Source organism: Dactylosporangium sp. CA-052675 (assembly GCF_050947935.1).
Taxonomy (GTDB): domain Bacteria; phylum Actinomycetota; class Actinomycetes; order Mycobacteriales; family Micromonosporaceae; genus Dactylosporangium.
Genome location: NZ_CP192010.1, coordinates 9,544,362 through 9,566,779, shown reverse-complemented (window position 1 = coordinate 9,566,779; position 22,418 = coordinate 9,544,362). Strand labels below are relative to the sequence as shown.

19 protein-coding genes and 1 other RNA gene are annotated in these 22,418 nt (G+C 70.7%); 15 read left to right on the top strand and 5 right to left on the bottom strand.

The window, feature by feature from the left end; all coding sequences use genetic code 11:
* Positions 1–405: 405 nt before the first annotated feature.
* Positions 406–639, bottom strand: a complete 234-nt coding sequence (locus ACQP1P_RS42940; RefSeq protein ID WP_350612106.1) for a helix-turn-helix domain-containing protein — start codon at positions 637–639, stop codon at positions 406–408.
* Between the two features lie 103 nt (positions 640–742).
* Between ACQP1P_RS42940 and ACQP1P_RS42935 the strand changes: the two genes are divergently transcribed.
* Positions 743–1,249 carry a DUF6912 family protein gene (locus tag ACQP1P_RS42935; protein WP_433080380.1) on the top strand — a complete coding sequence of 169 codons (507 nt, stop codon included), beginning with the start codon at positions 743–745 and terminating at the stop codon, positions 1,247–1,249.
* Here the strand turns inward: ACQP1P_RS42935 and ACQP1P_RS42930 are convergent.
* Entirely contained in the window at positions 1,246–2,091 is an 846-nt protein-coding gene (locus tag ACQP1P_RS42930; RefSeq protein ID WP_433080378.1) for a hypothetical protein, read from the bottom strand. The two genes, ACQP1P_RS42935 and ACQP1P_RS42930, sit on opposite strands and share 4 nt — an antisense overlap.
* Positions 2,092–2,234: 143 nt before the next feature.
* Here ACQP1P_RS42930 and pruA point away from each other — a divergent pair, with 143 nt between their 5' ends.
* Positions 2,235–3,854 (top strand): L-glutamate gamma-semialdehyde dehydrogenase, encoded by a 1,620-nt coding sequence (gene pruA, locus ACQP1P_RS42925; protein ID WP_433080376.1) that lies wholly within the window; start codon positions 2,235–2,237, stop codon positions 3,852–3,854.
* A gap of 885 nt (positions 3,855–4,739) precedes the next feature.
* On the opposite strand, the gene ACQP1P_RS42920 is transcribed toward pruA, so the two are convergent.
* Positions 4,740–6,599 carry a hypothetical protein gene (locus tag ACQP1P_RS42920; RefSeq protein WP_433080374.1) on the bottom strand — a complete coding sequence of 620 codons (1,860 nt, stop codon included), beginning with the start codon at positions 6,597–6,599 and terminating at the stop codon, positions 4,740–4,742.
* 26 nt (positions 6,600–6,625) lie between these two features.
* On the opposite strand from ACQP1P_RS42920, the gene ACQP1P_RS42915 reads away from it, so the two are divergent.
* The 10 genes from ACQP1P_RS42915 to ssrA all read left to right on the top strand — a co-directional run bounded on the left by ACQP1P_RS42915 (position 6,626) and on the right by ssrA (position 17,711).
* Positions 6,626–7,447 (top strand): tryptophan 2,3-dioxygenase, encoded by an 822-nt coding sequence (locus tag ACQP1P_RS42915; protein WP_433080372.1) that lies wholly within the window; start codon positions 6,626–6,628, stop codon positions 7,445–7,447.
* Positions 7,448–7,537: 90 nt separating this feature from the next.
* Positions 7,538–9,400: a protein kinase domain-containing protein gene (locus ACQP1P_RS42910; protein ID WP_433080370.1), complete on the top strand. Its 1,863-nt coding sequence runs from the start codon at positions 7,538–7,540 to the stop codon at positions 9,398–9,400.
* 104 nt (positions 9,401–9,504) lie between these two features.
* Positions 9,505–10,020, top strand: a complete 516-nt coding sequence (locus tag ACQP1P_RS42905) for a PadR family transcriptional regulator (RefSeq protein ID WP_433080368.1) — start codon at positions 9,505–9,507, stop codon at positions 10,018–10,020.
* A 29-nt stretch (positions 10,021–10,049) separates the two neighbouring features.
* Positions 10,050–11,168, top strand: a complete 1,119-nt coding sequence (gene prfB, locus ACQP1P_RS42900; RefSeq protein WP_433080366.1) for a peptide chain release factor 2 — start codon at positions 10,050–10,052, stop codon at positions 11,166–11,168.
* Positions 11,169–11,389: 221 nt separating this feature from the next.
* The gene (gene ftsE, locus ACQP1P_RS42895; RefSeq protein WP_190251422.1) at positions 11,390–12,070 is read left to right on the top strand and encodes a cell division ATP-binding protein FtsE; all 681 of its coding nucleotides are present in this window, start codon (positions 11,390–11,392) and stop codon (positions 12,068–12,070) included.
* 66 nt (positions 12,071–12,136) lie between these two features.
* Positions 12,137–13,012, top strand: coding sequence for a permease-like cell division protein FtsX (gene ftsX, locus ACQP1P_RS42890; protein WP_433080364.1), 876 nt, complete (start codon positions 12,137–12,139; stop codon positions 13,010–13,012).
* Between the two features lie 386 nt (positions 13,013–13,398).
* The gene (locus ACQP1P_RS42885) at positions 13,399–14,688 is read left to right on the top strand and encodes a peptidoglycan DD-metalloendopeptidase family protein (RefSeq protein WP_433080362.1); all 1,290 of its coding nucleotides are present in this window, start codon (positions 13,399–13,401) and stop codon (positions 14,686–14,688) included.
* Positions 14,689–15,334: 646 nt separating this feature from the next.
* Positions 15,335–15,814 (top strand): SsrA-binding protein SmpB, encoded by a 480-nt coding sequence (gene smpB, locus ACQP1P_RS42880; protein WP_433080360.1) that lies wholly within the window; start codon positions 15,335–15,337, stop codon positions 15,812–15,814.
* Between the two features lie 69 nt (positions 15,815–15,883).
* Positions 15,884–17,266: an SRPBCC family protein gene (locus ACQP1P_RS42875; RefSeq protein WP_433080358.1), complete on the top strand. Its 1,383-nt coding sequence runs from the start codon at positions 15,884–15,886 to the stop codon at positions 17,264–17,266.
* A gap of 71 nt (positions 17,267–17,337) precedes the next feature.
* Positions 17,338–17,711, top strand: a transfer-messenger RNA (tmRNA) gene (gene ssrA, locus ACQP1P_RS42870).
* A 417-nt stretch (positions 17,712–18,128) separates the two neighbouring features.
* On the opposite strand, the gene ACQP1P_RS42865 is transcribed toward ssrA, so the two are convergent.
* Together ACQP1P_RS42865 and ACQP1P_RS42860 are read right to left on the bottom strand one after the other, a co-directional pair.
* Positions 18,129–18,500 carry a type II toxin-antitoxin system VapC family toxin gene (locus ACQP1P_RS42865; RefSeq protein ID WP_433080356.1) on the bottom strand — a complete coding sequence of 124 codons (372 nt, stop codon included), beginning with the start codon at positions 18,498–18,500 and terminating at the stop codon, positions 18,129–18,131.
* Positions 18,497–18,748, bottom strand: coding sequence for a type II toxin-antitoxin system Phd/YefM family antitoxin (locus tag ACQP1P_RS42860; protein ID WP_433080354.1), 252 nt, complete (start codon positions 18,746–18,748; stop codon positions 18,497–18,499). The genes ACQP1P_RS42865 and ACQP1P_RS42860 overlap by 4 nt, the downstream gene beginning before the upstream one ends.
* A gap of 402 nt (positions 18,749–19,150) precedes the next feature.
* Here ACQP1P_RS42860 and ACQP1P_RS42855 point away from each other — a divergent pair, with 402 nt between their 5' ends.
* From ACQP1P_RS42855 to ACQP1P_RS42845, 3 genes are all read left to right on the top strand, one after another.
* Positions 19,151–19,921 (top strand): hypothetical protein, encoded by a 771-nt coding sequence (locus tag ACQP1P_RS42855; RefSeq protein WP_433080352.1) that lies wholly within the window; start codon positions 19,151–19,153, stop codon positions 19,919–19,921.
* 323 nt (positions 19,922–20,244) lie between these two features.
* Complete coding sequence (locus ACQP1P_RS42850; RefSeq protein WP_433080350.1) at positions 20,245–20,820, top strand: Uma2 family endonuclease; 576 nt, start codon at positions 20,245–20,247, stop codon at positions 20,818–20,820.
* Positions 20,821–21,306: 486 nt separating this feature from the next.
* Positions 21,307–22,320: an aldo/keto reductase gene (locus ACQP1P_RS42845; RefSeq protein WP_433080348.1), complete on the top strand. Its 1,014-nt coding sequence runs from the start codon at positions 21,307–21,309 to the stop codon at positions 22,318–22,320.
* The last annotated feature ends 98 nt before the right edge of the window (positions 22,321–22,418 follow it).

The window sequence follows — 22,418 nt, the reverse complement described above, 5'->3', positions numbered from 1 at the left end:
GGGCCTCTTCGAGCGGCGGTGCCGTCGCGGGCCGGCGTAGTCATGCGCGCGGACCTGCCGTTGCCGCCGCGGGCGGCCGTGGTCGTGCGGGTGGCGCTGCCGTTGCCGCCGCGGGTGGCTGTGGACCCACCGCGGGTGGCCGTGGACCCACCGTGTGCGCCGCGGCCCGGACGTTGCTCGGTCGACACCGTCATGAGAAGCCCCCCGATGCTTGCGTTTGCTTTCGTTTGCCTCCAGAAACCGTTGTATCGAGGCCGTGCGATGCCGTCAAGGAGGGGGTGGGGGAGTATGACGGTGTATGGACGGTTGGGGGAGATTCGTCCTTTCGCGCGCGCGGGGTTGCCGTGACCGATTCAGGCAGTACGAGCGAAATATGGAAAGTGGAGAAAGGCGTAAAGGCGCAGGTCAGTCGAGGTCTGGAGAGGGATCGACGAGGGGGTTGCTGCGCACCCACTCGGCCGTCTCCGCGTACTTGCGCTCGATGTACTCCTCGAGCTTGCTCCGCTCGATGCGCCACTGGCCGCGTCCGCCGACCTTGATCGCCGGCAGCTCCCCGCTGCGCACCATGTGGTACACCTGCGAGGCAGACACGTTCAACTGCTCGGCAACGTCGGCCATGAGCAGGAATCGCGGCTCCATCGCCTCAGTTTGCCACCGTTCGCTTAGCACTGGTTACGACGAATCGGTCCGACACGCCCGACCTGCGTGTCGAATCCGGGGCAAGGGTGTAGTACAAGGAAGCGTGACGACGGACCTCACGCGCGTGTACCTGCCCGCGACGCTCGCTCAGCTCGCCGTGCTGCGAGAGAGTGGCGAGCTGCCGCCGCCGACCGAGGCGCACGCGGTCACGCCCTCGCTGCGGGAGTGGTACGCCGAGGGCGACGAGGAGGAGTTGGAGTACGTCGCCTTCACGCGCGCCGCCCAGAGCGGTCTGCGGCTGCTGCGGCACGACGCGAAGGCGCCGCGACGCCGGGTCGTGCTCTCGGCCGATCTGCCGGGCGCGATGGTGAAGATGAACGGGCTCGACCTCGGCTCGAGCACCGTCGAGATCTCCGGGAAAATCGCGCTGCGCACCGTGGCCGCGATCCATGTGGACGGGCACGACGCCGAGGCCGACGTCGCCGCAGCGGCCGATGTGGTCGAGGAGGCGGAGGCGGGCGACCCGGACGCGCAGTTCACTGTGGACAGCGCCGAAGATCACGAGCTGGAGTGGTATGACCCCTCGGAACTCGACCAGCTCGTCGGCTAGGCGCGTTTGAGGGTTCGCCCGACCAGGATCATCGCCACGAACGCGCCCGCGAACAGCAGGATCAACCCGTGGTTGACCTGCTCGGGGAGACGATTGGCGATGATCGCCGCGTCGAACTCGCTCTGCTTCGCCACCGCGTGCGACAGCGGCAGCGCACCGATCCAGCCGACCAGTGCCGCCGCGAGCGTGAGCAGCCCGGGGATGGCTCCGGCCAGCGGGTACGACGGCCACGGCAGCGCGAGCCCGGTGCGCCGCAGGTAGCCGAAGGCCACGGCGCCGGCCCCGATGCCGGAGACGATCGAGGTCGTGAGCTGGAGCCGGTACGCCGCGTCGGCCATGCTCCCGACCGTCTCCCGGTTGCCGAAGAGGTCGGAGAGGTCGTTCTGGAAGTACGCCGCCAGCAGCCCGATCGCCGAGGCCAGCACGCCCGCCGCCGCGCCCGCCGCGATCGCGCTGATCGGGCGCGCCGCGGCGATGAGGCCGCCCAGGACCCCGGTGACGGCCACCGTGACGGCGACGTAGGCCACGGAGGGGCCCGAGTGGTACGCCGCGAGCATCCCGCCCATCGCGAGTAGCCCGACGGGCAGGCCGCCGAGGGCGCCGTACAGCAGCCGCCCCCGCAGCGCGGCCTCGGCCGCGAACCGCCCGACGGCCAGCACTCCGACGGCCGCCCCGGCGATCAGCGTCGGCGTCAGCACGCCCGGCAGCACCAGCGCGGCGACGGCGGCGTCGGGGACGTGCCCGTACGCCGAGAAGAGCGTCAGGAACAGCAGCACGAGCGCGAACGCGGCCACGAACACCGCACGCGTCGGCCGCCACGTCTCCACTGCCGGCTCTGCCACCGCAGCACGCTTCGCACCCACGATCTGCAGCGTACGCGAGTTCCTTTTGGAGCCCGCCTGTGGACAACTTCGAGCGGTCCGTGAGCGCGTGGGAGGATGGGAAAAACCTCGCCAACGCTGCCGAGACGACGTGGGAGACCCTCATGGATGCCTTGATCACCGTGCCCGAGCCCGTAAACGAGCCGGTCCGCGGATACGCCCCCGACACCCCGGAACGGGCGAGCCTGCAGCGCCGCCTCGACGAGCTGGCCGGCGAGCGGCACGAGCTGACGATGACGATCGACGGCGAGCGGCGGATGGCCGCCGGCGAGCCGATCGACGTCGTGCAGCCGCACCGCCACCGGCACGTGCTGGGTGTGACGCACAACGCGACCACCGACGACGCCGCCCGCGCCGTGGCCGCGGCCAAGCGCGCCGCCCCCGCCTGGCGGGACCTGCCCTACGCTGAGCGCGCAGCCGTGTTCCTGCGCGCCGCCGACCTGCTCAGCGGCTCGTGGCGGGACACACTCAACGCCGCCACGATGCTCGGGCAGTCCAAGACCGCGATCCAGGCCGAGATCGACAGCGCCTGTGAGCTGATCGATTTCCTGCGATTCAATGTGTACTTCGGGCAGCAGATCCTCGCCGACCAGCCCCGCTCCTCGGCCGGCGTGTGGAACCGTTTCGACCACCGCCCGCTGGAGGGGTTCGTCTACGCGATCACGCCCTTCAACTTCACCGCGATCGCCGGCAACCTGCCGTCCGCGCCGGCGCTGATGGGCAACACGGTGCTCTGGAAGCCCTCGCCCACCCAGCAGCTGGCCGCGCACTACACGATGCGGCTCTTCGAGGCCGCGGGCCTGCCGCCCGGCGTGATCAACCTCGTCACCGGCGACGGGCTGGCCGTCTCCGAGGTCGCGCTGGCCGACCCGGATCTGGCCGGCATTCACTTCACCGGCTCGACCGCGGTGTTTCGCAAGCTGAACCGGACCGTCGCCGAGAACGTGTACCGCTCCTACCCCCGGGTCGTCGGCGAGACCGGCGGCAAGGACTTCGTGATCGCCCACCCGTCGGCCGACCCGGCGGCGTTGATCACGGCGCTGGTGCGGGGCGCGTTCGAGTACCAGGGGCAGAAGTGCTCGGCGGCCTCGCGCGCCTACGTGCCGGCCAGCCTGTGGTCGCGGATCAAGGACGAGCTCGTGGCGACCGCGGACTCCCTCACCTACGGCGACGTCACCGACTTCACGAACTTCGGCGGCGCCGTGATCGACCAGCGCGCCTTCGACCGGCACGCCGCGGCGCTCGACCGGATCAAGAACTCGTCCTCGTGCACAGTGGTCGCCGGTGGCACTGCCGATGACTCCGAGGGCTTCTTCGTGCGCCCGACGATCGTCGAGTGCACCGATCCGGAGCACGAGGTGTTCACGACCGAATACTTCGGCCCGATCCTCGCGGTGCACGTCTTCGCCGACGCCGACTTCGACGCGGTCGTGACCCAGGCCGAGTCCGCGGCGCCCTACGCGCTGACGGGGTCGATCTTCGCCACCGACCGGGCCGCCGTCGACCGGGCCACGCACGCCCTGCGCTTCGCGGCCGGCAACTTCTACATCAACGACAAGCCGACCGGGGCCGTGGTGGGGCAGCAGCCGTTCGGCGGCGGGCGCGCCTCGGGGACCAATGACAAGGCCGGGTCCTGGCACAACCTGCTGCGCTGGACCTCCCCGCGCACGATCAAGGAGACCTTCGTCCCGCCGACCGACCACCGCTACCCGCACATGGGCTGACCTCCGGCTCGACGGCACCGCGCGGGCCGGCCTCACGTCCGGCCCGCACGCGGCGCAGCCACGCCCAGCTCACGCCGCGGCGCAGGCACGCCCGGCTGTGCCGCGGCGCAGGCACGCTCGGCTGTGCTGCGGCGGGGGCACGCTCGGCCTGTGGGCGGCGTGCTCGTGTCCGGCTTGTGCTGTGGCGCAGGCACGCCCGGCTCGCGGCGCGGCGGGGGCACGCTCGGCCTGTGGGCGGCGCGCTCGTGTCCGGCTCGTGCTATGGCGTGCTCGTGTCCGGCTCGGCGCGGCGGGGGCACGCCCGGCCTATGGACGGCGCGCTCGTGTCCGGCGCGGGCACGCCCGGCCTGTGGGCGGCGCTCGTGTCCGGCTTGTGCGGCGGCGCGGGCACGCCCGGTCCGTGGGCGGCGCTCGTGTCCGGTTCGCGCTGCGGCGTGCTCGTGTCCGGCTTGTGCTGCGGCGGGGGCACGCTCGGCCTGTGGGCGGCGTGCTCGTGTCCGGCTTGTGCGGCGGCGCGGGCACGCCCGGCCTGTGGGCGGCGCGCTCGTGTCCGGCTTGTGCGGCGGCGCGGGCACGCCCGGCCTGTGGGCGGCGTGCTCGTGTCCGGTTCGTGCTGTGGCGTGCTCGCGTCCGGCTCGTGCTGCGGCGCAGCTACGCCCGGGCCTTGGGCGGCGCAACCGCGGCTGCCGCGGCCTTGGGTGCTCGTCCGCGTTCGGGCCGCGTGTGGCCCACGTGCTGCCCTGTGGGCCCCGGCGGTAGGTCGCTTTGGCTGGGCTCGTGCGGCGATCCTGTGTGCGGGCCTGCGACGGGGTGGAGTCCGCCCGCGGGGTGGTTGGCGCCGGAGTGGCCGCGTTCGGGTGCGGCGGGGCCGTGCAGCTGTTCGGGCTAGTGACGGGGGCGCGCTACGGCGACGATCTTGTCCAGGGTGAAGGCTCGATCGTCGCGGCGTAGGCGGCACCAGGCCTCGATGACCGTGCCGGACAGTTCGGCGTTCTCGATCACGCGCTCCGAGGCGCGGCCGTTCGCGTCCACGTAGCGGATCCAGACCGGCGTGCCGTGCTCGACCGCGTCCGCGAGCAGCTGGGCCTGCTCCGGGCGGAGTTGCGGGGCTCGATGGCGGATCTGTTCGAGGGGCGAGGCGCCTCGCTGCATCGGTACGGCCAGGCGGCGCGCCAGCTCGACCGGGTCCACGGTCGGCTTCGGGCGGCGAGTGCCCAGCGGGGCAGGCGCGGGGCGGCGCACGGTGACCTTCGGGCCCACCTGCTCGGCCCGGTGCCCCAGGTCCCGGAGCGCGGCCAGCAGCGACGGGACGGGTGAGGGGGAGGCGGCGACCGTGGGCGCCAGGCGTTCGAGGTCGAGGGCCGAGACCACCTCGTCCAGAAGGGCCACGTCCTCGCAGACGAGCACGCTCGCCGCTGGTGTCACCCGCAGCGACGGCGCTGGCAGGAGACGCTCGGCCACCTCGGCGATCGGGCGGCCGTCGGCCAGCGCGCGGCCCAGCGGGCTGATCGCGAACACGTCCGGCTCGGTCATCACGCACACGCCGAGGAGCGTCGCCTCGGCCACGACCCCGCTCACCGCATCCTCAAGCGTCGACCCCGCCCGCCCAGCCGAAGACGGTGACACCGGGCGATCGGACGAAGAGAACGACCCCCCGCGCTCAGCCGAGGACGGTGACACGGCGCTATCGGGCGAGGAGGGCGAACCCGAGGCCGACGGCACCGCGCGGAGAGGCGGAGGAGAGGCCGCCGCGTGGAGAGGAGGGGGAGAGGCCACCGCACGCAGAGGAGGGGGAGAGGCCGCCGCGCGCGGAGGCGGAGGAGCGGCCGCCGCGCGCAGAGGCGGAGGAGCGGCCGCCGCGTGGAGAGGAGGGGGAGAGGTCACCGCCCGCGCGGGCAGGGGAGCGGTCCAGCGCACAAGGGGCGCCAGGGACTCGGTGCCGTGCACGGCGGTGTCCGGCGGTAGGTCGTGCAGTACGCGGATCACGACCCGGCGCAGGGGCGGGCCCGACCACCAGCCGGATAGCAGCCGCGCCAGGCGATCGGGCGCGGGTTCGTCGGCGAGCGCGGCGGTGGTCGGCACCAGGTGGGCGCCTTCGGGGGCGAGCAGCCCTGCCTGGAGTACGACATCCGCGAAATGCGCGACGAGGGGCTCATCGAGGCCGAGCTCCGCGGCCAGCCGGGCGAGTTCGCGCGCCGCCACGCCGCCGTTGCGCTGGCGGGACAGGGGGTGCTCGGCGGCCTCCGCGAGCAGGGCGGCCGCGTGGTCCAGCAGGGCCGCCGCGGACTCCCCGGCGGCGGTGCGGATGGCGCCCCGGTCGGCGGGGCCCAGCGCGGGCGCGGGGGGAATCGGGTCGAACGCTCGTTCCGCGGTGGGCTCGAGCTCGAGCCCGGTCGAGGTCCACAGGTCGTCGCCCTCGGGCCACACGAGTGCGCGCTGGCTCAGCACGCGCAGGGTCGCGTCCAGGGAGGAGTCGTCGGGGGCCAGGTTCAGCTCCGCGGCCAGCCGGGCCCGCGGGACCGGCGCCTCGCCGAGGCCGGCCAGGGCCTCGATGACCTGCAGGGCCGGCAGCGGCAGGGTGGCCACGACGTCGGCGACCGCGGTGCGTGTGGACAGGCGCGCGGCGAGCGCCGTGAGGTCGCCGGGGGCGGGGGCGGTGAGGGCGTCGGGGCGGCGGCGCAGCAACTCGCCCAGCTCCGATGCATCGAGACCCTGCAGCCACCGGACCAGTGCGCCTCTCGCCACGACTGGTGACCTTATAGCGTGGGCCGGTGACCAACGAATCTGCCGGCAGCGCCGCCGGCAACTGGACCGATGCGCATTTCGGGGAGCAGGGCGGCCGCCTCACGTACGGTGACTATCTGCGCCTGTCGGGCCTGCTCGACGCCCAGGTCCCGGAGTCCAGCCCGCCCGCGCACGACGAGTTGCTCTTCATCACGATTCATCAGGTGTACGAGCTGTGGTTCAAGCTGGTGCTGCACGAGCTCGAGAACGCGCGGGACCGCCTGCTGGACGGCGAGACGTATCTGCCCCGGGTCCGGCTCGAGCGGTGCCTGTCGATCGAGCGGGTGCTCGTGGGCCAGGTCGACGTCATCGACACCATGACCCCGCAGGACTTCCTGCGCTTCCGCAACAAGTTGTCCCCGGCCTCGGGGTTCCAGTCCGCGCAGTTCCGCGAGATCGAGTTCCTGTCGGGGCTGAAGGATCACACGTACCTGCAGCGCTTCCGCGGTCTGTCGGAGCTCGAGCGCGCCCGGTTGGAGCGGCGGCTGGCCGAGCCGAGCCTGTGGGAGGCGTTCCTGACCATGCTCGGCAAGCACGGCTTCGCGGTCGACGACGCCGAGCAGCGCGTCGAGTCGCTGCTGGCGATCTCGCGGGACCGGGAGCGCTACGGCCCGCTGTGGGATCTCGCCGAGGCGATGCTCGCCCACGACCAGGCCTGGTCGCTGTGGCGGGCCCGGCACGTGCTCATGGCCGAGCGCCAGATCGGCACCAAGGCGGGCACGGGCGGCAGCGCCGGCGGGGCGTACCTGCGCTCCCGCGTCGAGCTGCGGTTCTACCCCGAGCTGTGGGAGCTGCGCAGCCGGATGTAGCCGACTCCCCGGTTTGTGCCATCCGGCCCGGCGGGGGAGCCGGGGCGTGGCGGCCCTCGCCTACCGTCTCGGGTAAGGGGAGGGACGGTCATGAAGACGGTCACGGGCGCGAAGACGATCCTGGGCAACCGCTACCGGCTCGAGTCGGAGGTGGCCCGGGGCGCGATCGGCGCGGTCTGGCGCGCGTACGACACGCAGGCCGGCGAGTGGGTCGCGGTCAAGGTGCTGCGGTCCGAGGCCGCCGAGGTGTCCGAGCTCAAGGACGGCTTCCTCGGCGAGGCCGAACTGCTCGCCGGGCTGGAGCACCCCTCCGTCATCCGGGTCAAGAACCTCGTCAGCGACAAGCACGTGCTCGCGATCGCCATGGAGCTCGTCGCCGGGCCGGACCTGCGCCGCCGGCTGCGCGCCGAGGGTCCCCTGCCGCCCGCGGTCGCGGCCGAGGTGGTCGCGCAGGTCGCCGACGCGCTCGCGTACGTGCACGCGAACAACATCGTCCACGGCGACGTGAAGCCGGGGAACCTGCTCGTGCCCACCGACGGCGGGCCGGTGCGCCTCGCCGACTTCGGCGTCGCCCGGCGCCTGGACCGCCCGGCCGGGCCGACGCACGCCACGCCCGAGTACGTGGCGCCGGAGGTCGTCGCCGGGGGCTCCCCGAGCCCGGCCGCCGACGTGTACGCGCTCGGCGTCGTGCTCTTCGAGCTGATCTGCGGCCGCAGCCCGTACCGTGGCGGCTCGCCCAACGACGTCCTGCGCCGCCACGCCGACTGCGTGCCGGTGCCCCCACCCGGCATGCCGGCCGCGCTCTGGCCGGTGATCGAGGCGTGCATGGAGATCGACCCGCGCATGCGTCCGACGGCGGCCTCGATCGTCGGGCGCCTCCGCGCGGCCGAGGGCGCCCTCGACGGGTTCGAGCCGCTGCCCCGGCTGCCCGCCGAGGCCGTCACGTTCTGGCAGCGCTCGGCCGAGCTGACCGCGCCCGTGCAGGCGCCGGTCCGGCGCGTCGACTGGGTGCCGCTGCCGACCGCCCCGACCTCGCCGGCGGCCGCGTCCGCCGCGCTGATGATGGCGGTGCCGATCGGGGAGCGGCCCACCGAGCCCCACGGCGTCGCCGAGGTTCCCACGCAGGTCATTTCGGCATCGGTACCGTCCGAGCAGCCTCCCGCCGCGACCGCCCCCGAAGCCGAGCAGTCCTCGGACTCGGCTCCCTCCGAGGCCGACCCGGCGGCCGCGGCCGCCGCGGCGGGGACGCCGCTGTGGGCCGGGCCGGACGCGGCCGAGATGATCATCCCGCCGCAGCGCGCCGCGTCCGCCGACGAGCCGCCGACGGAGCTGCGCTTCGAGTCCGCGCCGGTGGGTGACGAGCCGCCGACCGAGATCGTCGCGGCTCCCGAGCCCCCGACTGTCCCTGTCGCGCCGTTCGTCCCGTTCGCGCAGCCGGCCCCGGCGACGCCGGAGGAGACCGCCGACCGTCTGTTCGAGGACTTCGGCGAGTCCGACACGCCCAGCCACGCCGACACGCCCGGCCACGCCGACACGCCTGGCCACCCGGACACGCCCCGCCGCTCCGACACGCAGAAGCGGCAGCGCCGGGTCCTCGCCGCGATCGGCGGCGGCCTGCTGCTCATCGTCATCCTCGCGGTCGGCGCGCTGCTCTTGACCGGAAATACCCCGAAAACCGGCAATACCGGCGATAAGCGGGTGAACGCCACCACGCCGGCGCCTGCCGCGTCGAGCTCGGCCGGCGCCGTGCCCGCGGTCAGCGCCACACCGGAGGAGACCCCGACGACGGCCGACCCCGGTCCGACGGCCAACCCGGGTTCGGGCGAGCAGAAGCCGACGAAGAAGCCCGGCACCCCGGCGCCGACGAAGACCGGACTGCCCGGCCTCGGCGACCCGATGCCGTCGTTCCCCCCGATGCCGTCGATGCCCGCATTCCCGACCTTCAAGCAATGAGCAGCTCCGTCCGGCCGTCCTAACTCGACAGTCGCAGCGCGACAGTTCACAGTGGATTTGCCGAAATGCTGGACTGCGCTGGCGAAAGATGACAGCGTGGGGCTATGGCGGATTCTGGAGTCAACGCGACCGCGGCTGCGCTGCTCGGCCTCCTGCACGAGGGACCGATGACGGGCGGCCAGTTGATGGCGGCCGCGCAGCGCCGGCTCGGGCCCTACTGGTCCATGACGCGCAGCCAGGTCTACCGGGAGCTACCGGCCCTGGCCGACTCGGGATACGTCAAGCTCGGCAAGCCCGGCGCGCGCTCCAGCCAGCCCTATGCGATCACGCCGGCGGGCAAGCGCGCGTTCGCGCGGTGGCTGTCGGAGCCGGCCGGTCGCGAGGCCCTGCGCAATCCGGTGGCGCTGCGCGTCGCATTCGGGGCGCAGCAGTCCGCCGCACAACTGCAGGACGTCTATGCGCAGGCGGCCGAATACCACAATGCCGCGCTGACCGAGGCGCGCGAAATGGCCAAAGAGGCCAAGAAGTCCGGCGACGACTTCTTCGCGGCCTCGCTGGACTTCGCGGTCGGATATCACAAGGCGGCACTCACCTGGCTCAAGAGCGCGCCCGGCAAATAGCCGGGGGCGCCTCGGCGTACCCTTGATGCGTGACTGCTCTGGACCACGCCGAATCCCTCAAGAACCTCGACGGCACCCTGCGCAACATCGAGGCGGTCCTCGACCTCGATCGCCTGCGCAAGGAGAAGGCCGCGCTCGAGGAGCAGGCGTCGGCTCCCAACCTGTGGGACGACCAGGTCGCCGCGCAGAAGGTGACGTCCCGCCTGTCCTACGTCCAGGGCGAGATCAACCGGCTGGAGTCGCTGCGGTCGCGGCTGGACGACGCCCAGGTTCTGCTCGAGCTGGCCGAGGCCGAGGGCGACTCCTCCTCGCTCTCCGAGGTCGCCGAGGAGATCACCGGGCTGACGAAGTCGATCTCGGACCTCGAGGTGCGCACCCTGCTCTCCGGCGAATACGACGCCCGTGAGGCGCTCGTGACCATTCGCGCCGGCGCCGGCGGGGTGGACGCGGCCGATTTCGCCGACATGCTCCTGCGGATGTATCTGCGCTGGGCGGAACGGCACGGCTACGAGACCGACGTCTATGACACCTCCTACGCCGAGGAGGCCGGCATCAAGTCGGCGACCTTCGCGGTCAAGGCCCCGTTCGCCTACGGCACGTTGTCCGTGGAGTCCGGCACCCACCGCCTCGTGCGGATCAGCCCCTTCGACAACCAGGGTCGCCGCCAGACCTCGTTCGCGGCGCTGGAGGTCGTGCCGGTCGTCGAGCAGACCGACGACGTCGAGATCCCCGACGACGAGCTGCGCGTCGATGTGTACCGCTCCAGCGGCCCCGGCGGCCAGGGCGTCAACACCACCGACTCGGCGGTGCGCCTGACCCACATCCCGACCGGCATCGTGGTCTCCTGCCAGAACGAGCGCTCCCAGATCCAGAACAAGGCCACCGCCATGGGCGTGCTCAAGGCCAAGCTGCTGGCGCTCAAGCGGGCCGAGGAGGCGGCGAAGATGGACGCCCTGCGCGGCGACGTGGCCGGCTCCTGGGGCGACCAGATGCGCTCCTACGTCCTGCACCCCTACCAGATGGTCAAGGACCTGCGCACGGAGCACGAGACCGGCAACCCGACCGCGGTCTTCGACGGCGACCTCGACGCGTTCATCGACGCGGGCATCCGCTGGCGCAAGCAGCGGGAGCTCGACCCGGCCGCATAACGGCACCTTTTCGCGCTTGATCATCTCTTTGGAGTCCGTCAATCACTGACGGTGACTCCGTCGGGTCGCGGCAAAAAAGTGTTGTACGTCACATTCGCATGCGGGAATCAAGCGCTGCCCTGCTGATCGCGTCCCCGGTTCGGGTTCGCATTCCTGGCAAATCGCGCATGACGCACCGCGTGTACTTGGCCCACTTGTCACACCGCGTAGACTCACCTCCCGTGATTCGGCTTGACCACGTGACGAAGACGTATCCGAAGGCGTCTCGCCCCTCCCTTGACGATGTCTCCGTGAACATCGAGAAGGGCGAGTTCGTCTTCTTCATCGGTCCCTCCGGCTCAGGCAAATCCACGATCATCAAGCTGCTGCTGCACGAGGTCACCCCGAACCGGGGCAAGGTCGTCGTGAACGAGCGCGACGTGACGTCGATGCGCTCGTGGCGGATCCCGGCCTTCCGGCGCCAGATCGGCTGCGTGTTCCAGGACTTCCGCCTCCTGCCGAACCGCACGGCCTACGAGAACGTGGCGTTCGCCCTCGAGGTGATCGGCAAGTCCAAGGGCGTCGCCCGCCGCGTCGTCCCCGAGGTGCTCGAGCTCGTCGGTCTCGGCGGCAAGGAGCACCGCTACCCCCACGAGCTCTCCGGCGGTGAGCAGCAGCGCGTCGCCGTCGCCCGGGCGTTCGTCAACCGGCCGCTGATCCTGCTGGCGGACGAGCCCACCGGAAACCTGGACCCGGACACGTCGATCGAGATCATGCGACTGCTCGACCGGATCAACCGGACGGGGACCACGGTCGTCATGGTCACCCACGACTCCAACATCGTGAACCAGATGCGCCGCCGGGTCGTAGAGATTGAAAGTGGCCGGATTGTGCGGGACCAGCCGCGCGGTGTCTACGGCTGACCCCAGCCCTAGTCCGCACCGCCCCCCGTCCTCCTGCTGGGCCCGCTGGGAAGGAACCCCCACCCGATGCGCGTGAGATACATCCTGACCGAAGTCCTGACCGGGCTTTGGCGCAACGTCACGATGACCATCGCGATGATCATCACGATGACCGTGTCGCTGACCATGCTCGGCGCGAGCCTGCTGCTCTTCTTCCAGGTCGGCAAGATGGAAGACTTCTTCTACCAGCGGGTGGAGGTGTCCGTCTTCCTCAAGGCCGACGTCAGTGACGACCAGCGCGCCAGCATCGAGAGCGCACTGAAGTCCAACGGCCTGGTCAAGTCCTACGAGCACGAGACCAAGGAAGCCGCCTGGAAGCGATTCCAGGAGCAGTTCAAGGACGCGCCCGACCTCGTCGCCGCGACCAAGCAGGACTCGCTGCCCGAGTCGTTCCGGATCAAGCTGAAGGACCCGAACAAGGTCCAGGACTTCAGCGACCAGTTCCGGACCCAGGATGGCGTCAGCGACATCATCGACCAGAAACAGCTGCTGAAACGGGTCTTCGATTTGCTCGGCGCGCTGCAGACCCTGGCGCTGACCGTCGCCGTCGTCCAGGGCGCCGCGGCCCTGCTCCTGGTGGCCAACACGATCCAGGTGGCCGCCTACAGCAAGCGCCGCGAGGTAGCCGTCATGAAGCTGGTGGGCGCCTCGAACTGGTTCATCCAGATGCCCTTCGTCCTGGAGGCGGTCTTCGCCGGCCTGATCGGCGCGATCCTCGCCTTCGGCGCGCTGGTCGCGGCCAAGGTCTTCTTCATCGACGGCTCGCTGAAAGCCCTGACAACGGTCCTGCTACCGGTGGACTGGGGCAACGTATGGATCATGCTTCCGGTCCTGTGCGGCGCCGGCGGCCTGGTCAGCGCCATCACGGCCTGGGTCACGCTGCGCTTCTACGTGCGCGTCTGACCCGACCGGCCCAGCGGCTCCTTCGAGGGCGGATCCCCACTGCGGGGGTCCGCCCTCGCCGCGTTCCCGGTCTTCGAGTTGGGCGCCCCGCCGCCCGGGGCACGACCGCCGGCGCGGCTCGTCGCCGGCAGCGCGCGAGCGGGTCGACGTCCGCGTCATCGTCACGCCCACCGGTTCGTGGTGCTCGGTCGATACCCGGCAACGCGTTCGGCGCCGTGCGCCGTCATGACGTCGGTGCTCGCCGGTGTGATGGGCCGGCGGCGGGTGCGTCCGCGATAGGGCATTCGCGTTGGGGCACCACGATAGGCGCATTTAACCGAAATTCCGGACTTCTGGGCTTTTTCCGGCGTACGGTAACCCTCAAGTGGTACTGGAGGGTTGCTTCCGTGAACCGAATCCGGATCGTCGCCGCGTTCGGCGTCGTGCTCATGCTGCTCGGCCCGGGCTCCGTCGCACACGCGGACGCCGGCGATGACAAGGCTCGGCTCGACAAGCAGTTGCAGGAGACTCAGGCCACGCTCGAGGCGGCCACCGACAAGGCCCAGCAGGCCGCGGCGGACCACGATCGCGCGCAGGCGGCGCTCCCGGGCGCCCAGCAGAGCCTGGCCGACGCCAAGGGGCGCGTGATCGCGGCCGATGCGGCGGTACGGCAGGCCGAGCGCGACCGCACCGCCGCCGACGCCGCCGCCCAGGAGGCCGACGCCGGGTACGCCGAGGCGAAGCGGCAGGTCGACAAGGCCCGCCAGGACGTGTCCGTCTTCGTGTCGGCCGCGTACAAGGGCGGCGGCTTCGCCATGGTCAACTCGGTGCTCGACTCCGGGGGCCCGACGGATCTGGCGCTGCGCATCGAGTACCTCAACCACGTCGCCGAGGAGAACCAGGCGGCCGTCGACGAGCTCACCGCGGCTCGGATGGACGCGAAGAAGCGCAGCGACACCGCGGTGCTCGCGCTGCGTCGCGCTCAGGATGCCGCCGACGCCGCCCAGCGCAGCCTCGCCGAGTCGCAGGCGGCTCAGGCCGGGGCGGAGCGGGCGGCGGCCGACGTGCAGCAGCTGCTCGACACCAGCGCGGCGGCCGAGGCGACCGCGAACGCGGAGCGCAGTGCGGTGCTCGCCCGCTACGAGGCGCTCAAGGTCGAAAGCGACAAGGTCGCCGAGCAGTTGCGGGCCGAGGCGCAGGCGGAGGCCCGGAAGGCGAAGCAGAGCTCGGGCGGTGGGGGCAAGGGCAACAACGCTCCGCCGACCACCGTCATCGGCCCGAAGACCGGGGCCTTCTTCCTGATGCCGGTGCACGGCTGGAAGTCGAGCAACTTCGGGATGCGGTTCGACCCGGTGTACAAGGTCTACCAGCTGCACGCGGGCGTCGACATCGCGGCGGGCGGGGGTCAGCCCATCGTCGCGGCGGCGGACGGTGTCGTGGTGCGCGCCGGCCCGTCGGGCGGCAACGGCAACTACACCTGCATCTCCCACGGCCTCTACCAGGGCAAGGGGCTCGCGACCTGCTACGCGCACCAGTCCGCGATCCTCGTGCACGTCGGCGAGCGCGTGAGCCGCGGGGAGCTGATCGGCCGCGTCGGCACCACGGGGGCGTCGACCGGGTACCACCTGCACTTCGAGGTACGGCTCAACGGGAGCCCGGTCCAGCCTTTGACCTGGTTGCCGGGGTGCCTCTGCTGAGCCTGGGGACGATTGGGGCGAAATGTCCGGCGCTGGCGCGCCGGACATTTCGCTTTTATCGCCTGACGGGGGATAAAGGCGTGCTGCATGGGCCGACGGTGCAGAGAAGATCACGTGCGTGTCGGGGTCGCTGTGCTCACGGGGTGGCAGCAGCCGTGTCTCGCGGGCCGGTCGGGGCTGCTGCGCTCGTGGAGATCGGCGGGCGCTACCGACGCCGAGGTGCCGGCGGGCTGGGCAGGGGTTCGCGGGTGCTACTGACGCCGAGGTGTCGGCGGCGCTGGGCAGGGGCTCGCGGGCGGGTCGCGGCTGCTGCGCCGCGCAGATCCGGGGTATCACCAACGCGGCGGCGCCGGGCAGGGTCTCGCCGGAGGGTCGGGGCCGTTGGGCTCGCGGAGATCTGGGGGTGCGCGACCAGACGCGGAGGTGGCAGCGTCGGCGCGCCAGCGCCTAGCGGTGTCTCGCGGGAGGAACGGTCCGCACCACGGCGGACCCGAGTCATGGACTTCGCCCTTGGCGGGTACGGCGTTCGGCTGGGTGGGCCGGCGCCGTGCGATGGGCGATGACGGCGCGTTTGCGGCCGCGCCGCCGAAATGGTCTTGCCGGGCGCGCTACGCTTCTCTTCGATCGAGCAACTCAGGAGGGGTCGATGCCGCGCGAAAAGGGGCGCAAGCTCGTCGCGTCCAACCGGAAGGCGCGTCACGACTACGAGATCCTCGAGACGTTCGAGGCCGGGATCGCGTTGACGGGCACCGAGGTCAAGTCGCTGCGCGCCGGGCGTTGCTCGCTCGTGGACGCGTTCGGGCAGATCTCCGACCGCGAGATCTTCCTGCACGCGATGCACGTGCCGGAATACACGATGGGCACCTGGACCAACCATCCACCCCGTCGGATCCGGAAACTGCTGCTGAAGCGGCAGGAAATCGACCGGATCGGGGTCAAGGTCCGCGAAAGCGGCCTGACTCTGGTGCCGCTGTCGGTCTACTTCGCCGACGGATGGGCGAAGGTCGAGCTCGCCCTCGCGCGCGGTAAGAAGGCCTACGACAAGCGGCAGACGCTGGCCAAACGCGACGCCGACCGCGAGATCGCTCGCGTTATGGGGCGCCGGGGCAAGGGCAACGCAGAGTAAAGCACCTCCCGCGCGTGAGTAGTTCGCCGCCGTAATGCAAGCAATGCGTGAAAGCCATATAGTCCCTGCGTGACCGAGATTCGGGTCGATGCTGACCTCGAGCACCCACCTGCCGTGGTGTGGCGCGCGCTCACCGAGGCCCAGCTCGTCACCGACTGGCTCCCGACGACCCGGTTCATGATCCGCGACGACGGCACGTTCACGTTCGAGGCGCCCGATCTCGCCGGGCTCGAGGACCCGATCGAGGGCCAGATCGTCAAGGTCGAGGCGCCGCACCGGCTCGTGATGCGCTGGGAGGCCAGCAACCTGCACACCGTGGTCGCGGTGACGTTGCACGAGCGCGAGGACGGCACCCGGCTCACGATGACCCAGAGCGGGTTTCTGGGGCCGCAGGGGACGATGCGGCGGCGGGTACTGCTCACGACGTACACCACCCTCTTCAACGGCCCGCTGGCCGCCACCCTGGCCAAGCTCGCCGCCGCCCCGGAGCCCGCGACCCCGGCGCCCGATCCGCCGACGACACTGCGACGCAACGACGGCGGCCCGGTGTTCAACCGCCTCCCGGGCCAGCGCAACGCCCCCAGCCACTCGGCGCCCGGCCTGAGCTCGCGCATGCGCTCGACGGCCGGCCCGCGCCCGACCACGTCCGTGCCGGGTTTCGCCGCGGCCGTGCTGACCGCGCGGGCCACCGGTGTCGCCCGGGTCACCGCCGCCGATCCCACGGTCGCCGATCCCGCGACCGCCGCCCCGCCCCCGTCGCGCCGGACGACGCTCGCCGGCCGCGTCGGCCCGGCCGTACGCGCGGCGTGGGACTGGCTGGTGGGGGCCCGCGACTGGTCCGCCGACCGCCGCAGCCAGGCGGTCGCCACGAGCGCCGCGGTACTGCTCCTGTTGGCCATGGCCGCCATCCTCATCGGCAAGGCGACCGCCCTGCACCCGGCCGGCCCACCCCAGACCGGCGGCGCGAGCGAGGGCCCGGCCCAGGCGTCGATGCCGGCCGCGGTGGTGCCCCCGACCCGCGCGACCTCCGACCCGATCGTGCCGGCCGCCTCGCGCGCCCCGTCGGCGTCGGCGACCCCCTCGCCCACTCCGCCGGCGTCGGCGCCGGCGGCCCCGGCCCGGCTCACGGCCGCGTACAAGACCGAGGACCTGACCCTGACCTCGTACCGGGTGACGGTCACCATCACCAACCCCGCCACGACCACGGCCACCGCCGACGGCTGGGAGCTGATCATCCAGCTCCCCCTGCTGGACCTGAACGTGAGCAACGTCTCCGGCGCCGTGATGACCCGCTCCCAGGGCCGCATCTCCTTCACCCCGGTCGACGCGACCCGCACGCTGAAGCCGGGCGCCACGGCTACGGTCCGCTTCGACGTCAACGGCCTCGGCGTACGCAACGAGCCCTTCACCTGCACAATCGACCGCCAGACGTGCTCGGCCATACCGGGATGAAGTTGTGGCGGGAAGGCGCTACGCTTGATCCGTCGCACCGTTGGTGGTGCGGCAGCCAACACCACCCGCGCGGGGGTGACTGGTTTCGACTTTGTTTGTAGCGATAGGGGAAGCGAGCCGAGGAAGCCGACGTTGTCTCGTGAATCAGTCGTCGGAAAGTTATAAGCGCCGAATACAAGCGCTCCGATCTCGCCCTCGCTGCCTAAGCCAGGTTCGAGATCTGTCGGTCTGGGATTGCCTTCGGCCCAGTAACCGGCATCAGCTAGAAGGCTGGCCAATCGAGTCCGGTCACGGGGCTCGTGCGGTGAGATCAATTGTGACTGGGCCTGTCACACCAACTCGCTCGCGTGATTGGTGGGGCCGAGTAGAGGCATAGCGAGCTGCGCTCGGAGAAGCCCTAACAAAGCGACGAAGGACCCGGGTTCGATTCCCGGCACCTCCACCACTGGCGGCCCCTGCTTCACGGCGGGGGCCGCTTGCCGTTTGTGGTTCCGGATTCTTCGCACTCGCTTTGCTCGCTCCCCGGTGGGAGGCTTCGCCCACCCACACCCCCGAACGCCGCACCGTGCGCTACGGCGGGTTCAAGTAGGACATCGTCAGCTCCACTGGAGATCGACTTCGGCGGCCGTTCCCGATGGGACCGGCCGCCGAAGTCGTTTCCGCGGACTTCGCACGCCGAGCGCATTGGGCCACGCATCCCGGGCGCTGCGCTCTGCGGTGGCTTGGAAGTGCGCGATCGTCAAGTCCGCCTCGCTCGCCCATGCCCGTTGCGTCGCGTCAGGTGCGCACGCCGCTCGGCTGCACGGCGGGAGTGAATGGGCCGGTGGCTGCCGCACTCCTGCGCTGTGACGCGGATCCTGCGCTAGAGCGGAAGGATGCTGACGTCGTACTTCTGGATTTCGGGATCGCGGGTGGCCAGTGTCAGGCCCTCGACCTGGGCCTGGGCGATGAGCATCCGGTCAAAGGGATCGCGGTGCAGGAGGGGCAGACGGCCGGCGACGATGGCGTGTTCGGCGGTGATCGGCAAAGGGCGAAAACCGGCGTCGCGGACGCGCTCAGGTAGGTCGGCTGGTTGGAGCTTGCCGAGGGCTTGTTTGATTGTCACTTCCCAGACGGTTGCCGAGCTCAGGTAGACGTCCGGCTCGTGATCGAGTTGGTCCTTGACGTCGTCGGGCAGGGTCGGATCGTTGGCGAGCCACCATAGGACGACGTGCGTATCGAGGAGAAGGCTCACGATGTCAGGCCGAAGTCACGGGCAATCGCGTCGTTGACGTCGGATGAGTCCCAGTCTTCGGCCATGGCGAGGCGGCCGGCGAGCGAGCCCCGGCCGGCGCGGTTGACTCGCCGGTTCAAGGGGACGACCTTGGCCACCGGCGTGCCGGCCCGGCTGATGACGATCTCCTCGCCGTGCTCAACGCGGTCGATGATCCGCGAGAGGTTGGTCTTGGCGTCGTGGATGTTGAACGCGGCTGCTTCGGACACTGCGACCTCCTTAGCTAACAGTCTAGCTAAGAGGCGCGCCGCTCGTCCGTCCGAACCGTCAGCTCCACCGTGGAGGGCGTTGTCAAGTTCGCGCCGGCTGGCATGGCGCGGGGGAGATCGCCATGAGAGGCGGGGTCGCCGATACCGGTAGCCCCGCCTCTTGCCATTCCGGCCAGGGCCTGACCTGAGGCCTGGAGGTCGTCGGCCGCGACGAACGGTCCCTGCGCGCTAGGTGCGCCTTGGCTTGGGCGTGGGGCCGTCGATTGATCTTGCGATTCGACAGCTTCTTTCGGTCGCCTACCTCCGACCCCTGCGAAACGCAGAGCGGCGGGCGCGTGACGAGGGCGAGCGACCAGTCCAATCGTGGCTGCGCGATCGGGTTGTGCGAGCAGGTTCTCTGTCGTGCCCTCATTCCGTCAATTCCGTTCATTCGATGACAGCATCGGCGACATGAAGAGAGGGACGGTTCAACGGCGCCTCACCCTAGCCTTGAGTAAGCTCATCGTCGATGACTGGCGCCTGCTCAGCTTGCGGGCTCCGCACCCGCTGGGAGTGGGCAGCGAGCGCTCGATTGCCGCCGCACTGGGGTGGCATCTGAAGGGCGTCATGGAGCGCAGTTGGGATGTCGACTGCGAGTACAGCCGAGCGGGCGCAGGTGCTCATGTCGATGCCAAGCGGTGGAGCGAACCCCGGGCGGGCGCTACTGGCTCTCGACGGCCGACTGTCACTCCCGATCTTGTCGTGCACCGGCGGGGCCTCCCCGGGCCCGAGCACAACCTGCTGGTTCTCGAGCTCAAGAAGAACGACGAATCCGACAGGACCAACGAGGACCACTCCGTCGGTCGCGGGACCATCGAGTCCATCCTGGATATCCAGCATCAGTTCGAGTACAGGCATGCCATATATCTCGACCTCGCCCTTGCGCCCGGCGGGTTGAAGCCGCAGTGGAAATGGGTTGAGTTGGGCTGGACGGGCGACGTCTCGAGCCTGAATTTTGAGCCTGTGTATGGCGATGGGGACTGTGGCGAGTTGATCGCACGCGGCCGTGCCGAGGAGGTCCGCAGGTATGGTGCGGCGAACTCTTCGGACCTCGCTTCGGAACATGCGTCTAGCTCCCGGAGCGTCGTAGGCCCGACGCGGCGCCTACTGGGTTCGCATGAGCTTGAGTTGTAGGGCGCGTTCAAGTAGTCGAGCGCTACCTCACTGGAGATGGCCCGCGGCGGCCCACGTCATGGTGAGGCCGCTTTCGTTGACCGGTCGACCTGAGGGCGGCCGCGACCGGATTGGCGGGGCGGGTCAGCTGTTCGGCTTGGAACGCGAGCAGGTCGATGGCCATGAGAACGGCACCAAGCGGCTCGGTACGACGATCGAGGCTATATATGGCCCTGTGGCCATTTGCTGTGAGGTGCTGGCGTGGGTCTTGAGGGCGTGCGCATCGTCAGTGGCCGGTCGGCATGGCAGCTTGTGGCAGCAGCCGTCGGGAGGTGAAACAGCTGATGAGCGTCGCGGTGCTTGAGCACGAAGGGCCCTGGGGTGAGGACGAATACCTTGCGCTCGGCGAGACGGTGGATCGGATTGAGTTGCTGGACGGGAGCTTGCTGGTGACCCCGGCGCCGAGCAAGCGGCACCAACGCCTCTCGTCGCTGTTGTTTGTCGAACTCGACAACGCGGCTTCTGCGGCGGGGCTCCTTGCGTTGGAGGCGTTCAATGTCCGGCTGCATATGGGCCGGATCATGATTCCCGACCTCGTCGTGGCCGACACGGATGAGGACGGCGTCGTGATCGACGCACCCGATGTGCTGTTGGTCGTCGAGGTCGTGTCGCCCGGCGACGCCGGCGCCGATCGGCTGGTGATGATGCACCTATATGCCGCTGTGGGAATCGGCCAGTACCTGCTGGTCGAGCAGGAACCGCCGGGCTCGATCACGTTGCGGTTGTTTCGGCTCGACGGCACCCTCTACGTGGAGCATGCGGTGGCCGAGGCTGGAGACGTGCTGCGCGTCCAGGAACCGTTCGCATTCGATCTCGACACGAACGTCCTGCTGCGCCGGGTGCCTCGGAAGCTCACATGAGCGGGTTCAAGTAGGCGACCGTTGCCTCCACTGGAGATCGACTTCGGCGGCCGTTCCCCGATGGGCCTGGCCGCCGAAGTTGTTTCCGCGGACTTGGCACGCCGAGCGCATCGGGCCCCGCATCCCGGGCGCTACGCCCTGCGGTGGCTTGGAACGTCGTACTTCTGGATTTCGGGATCGGGCCACGATGACGTCAGTCAGCTCAGGGCGGGAACGTCACCGGCGATGAGAGTTTCGAGCGGGACCGAGCCGTACTCCACGTAGCGGTTGCCGTCGAGGCGGAACTGCACGACGGTGTCGTCCGGTTCGACGCGCCAGAAAAGCGGGATGCCGGCTTCGGCGTATTCGACCGGCTTGAGCCAGCGGTCGATGCGCTCCGAACCCAGGGGGTAGGCACGAAATGACTATAGGGCCACATGGCCGCTAGGTTCGCCCCGCGCGGGTTGGGTTGACCTGGAGTGCACTCCAGGTGACAGGCTCATCACCATGGATACGCGATTCCTGGGACGCAGTGGTATCGAGGTCAGTGCGCTCGGCATGGGCTGCTGGGCGATCGGCGGGCCGTTCTGGGCCGGTGCGCAGCCGCTCGGGTGGGGTGAGGTCGACGACGACGAGTCGATCCGGGCGGTTCGCCGCGCGGTCGAGCTCGGGGTGACGTTCTTCGACACCGCGAACGTGTACGGCGCCGGGCACAGCGAGAAGGTCCTCGCCCGCGCGCTCGAGGGGCGGCGCGACGAGGTCGTCATCGCCACCAAGTTCGGGGGGACCTTCGACGAGCGGACGCGCCAGACCGGGCCGGACGACGGTACGCCCGCGAACGTCGAGCGCTCCGTGCGCGAGTCGCTGCGGCGGCTCGGCACCGACTACATCGACCTGTATCAGCTGCACATCAACAGCCTCCCGATCCCGCAGGCGCTCGACCTCGTGCCCGTGCTCGAGGGCCTCATCGACCAGGGACTGATCCGGGCGTACGGCTGGAGCACCGACTTCCCCGAGCGCGCCGACGCCTTCGCGACCGAGGGGCGGCGCTGCGCCACGATCCAGGCCGACCTGTCGGTGCTGCGCGGCTCGTTCGAGGTGCTGCCCGTGGCCGCCAAGCACGACCTCGCCGTCATCATCCGCGGGCCGCTCGCGATGGGGCTGCTCGGCGGGCGCTACTCGGCGACCTCGGAACTGCCGCGCGACGACGTGCGCGGGCTGAGCCCGGAGTGGATGACGTACTTCCGCGACGGCCGCCCCACCCCCGAGTTTCTCACCCGCATCGACTCCGTCCGCGACATCCTGACCTCGAACGGCCGGACCCTGGCCCAGGGCGCGCTGGCGTGGCTGTGGGCCTTCGACGCGCGCACGATCCCGATCCCGGGCTGCCGGACGGTCGCCCAGGTCGAGGAGAACGCCGGCGCCCTGCGGCACGGCCCGCTGACCGAGCCGCAGCTGGCCGAGATCGAGCGCCTCATGGGCCGCGCCCAGACCAACTCAGGGGCGATCGCAAGGCCATGACTCGGGTCCGCCGTGGTGCGGACCGTTCCTCCCGCGAGACACCGCTCGGCGCTGGCGCGCCGTCGCTGCCACCTCCGCGGTGGCAAGCGCAGCCCCTC